This window comes from Achromobacter sp. RW408 (assembly GCF_003184165.1).
Classification (GTDB): domain Bacteria; phylum Pseudomonadota; class Gammaproteobacteria; order Burkholderiales; family Burkholderiaceae_B; genus Achromobacter; species Achromobacter xylosoxidans.
In genome coordinates this window covers 1-949 of the sequence record NZ_QHHO01000026.1, presented here as the reverse complement: position 1 = coordinate 949, position 949 = coordinate 1, and the positions used below count along the sequence as shown (strand labels likewise).

The 949-nt window shown below is 66.2% G+C and carries 1 protein-coding gene and 1 pseudogene; both read left to right on the top strand.

What is annotated here, in order from left to right:
* Positions 1-311, top strand: a pseudogene (locus DK459_RS07450) (cytochrome C oxidase Cbb3); the annotation flags it as partial.
* A gap of 10 nt (positions 312-321) precedes the next feature.
* Positions 322-949, top strand: a 628-nt coding sequence (gene ccoO, locus DK459_RS07445; RefSeq protein ID WP_110134617.1) for a cytochrome-c oxidase, cbb3-type subunit II, incomplete at its 3' end; no start/stop codon positions are given.

Genomic DNA, 949 nt, shown 5'->3' with positions numbered 1-949 from the left:
TCGCCACCATCGGCGTGGTGCTGTACATCGCCGCGATGTGGATCGCCGGGGTGCAGCAGGGCCTGATGTGGCGCGACACCGCGGCCGACGGCACGCTGGTGTACAGCTTCGTCGAAGAGCTCAAGACGCGCCTGCCGTATTACCTGATCCGGCTGCTGGGCGGCACGCTGTTCCTGTCGGGTGTCTTTGTCATGGCGTGGAACGTGTGGAAGACGGTGAGCGGCGCGCAAGCGATCAATCCCCCCATTCCGCAAGACGATCCCCACGCCGCCCGCACGCCGGTCATCGCCGCCGCGCCGGCCACTGTTTGACGAGGACATCATGGCCAACAAGCAACAAGGCTTTTTCTCCCACCAGACGCTCGAAAAGAACATCGGCTGGATGATCATCGCCAGCATCCTGGTGGTGTCGTTCGCCGGCCTGGTGCAGATCGTGCCGCTGTTTTTCCAGCACAGCACCACGCAGCCGGTGGCGGGGGTCGAACCCTACAGCCCGCTGCGCCTGATGGGGCGCGACGTCTACATCCGCGAAGGCTGTGTCGGCTGCCACTCGCAGCAGGTGCGCCTGCTGGCGGCCGAAGTGCAGCGCTACGGTTCGTATTCGCTGGCCTCGGAGTCGGTGTTCGACCATCCGTTCCTGTGGGGCTCCAAGCGCACCGGCCCGGACCTGGCGCGCGTGGGCGAACGCTATTCCGACGACTGGCATCGCATCCACCTGCGCGATCCGCGCAAGGTGGTGCCCGAGTCCAACATGCCGGCCTATCCGTGGCTGGAAAAGACGGTGATCACCGGCCAGAACGTCGAGCAGCGCATGCGCGCGCTGCGCGCCCTGGGCGTGCCGTATACAGACGAAGAGATCGCCGCCGCGCCCAAGGCCATCGAAGGCAAGACCGAAGAGGACGCGCTGGTGGCCTATCTGCAAGGGCTGGGCGTGGGCGTGCGCAAGGCGC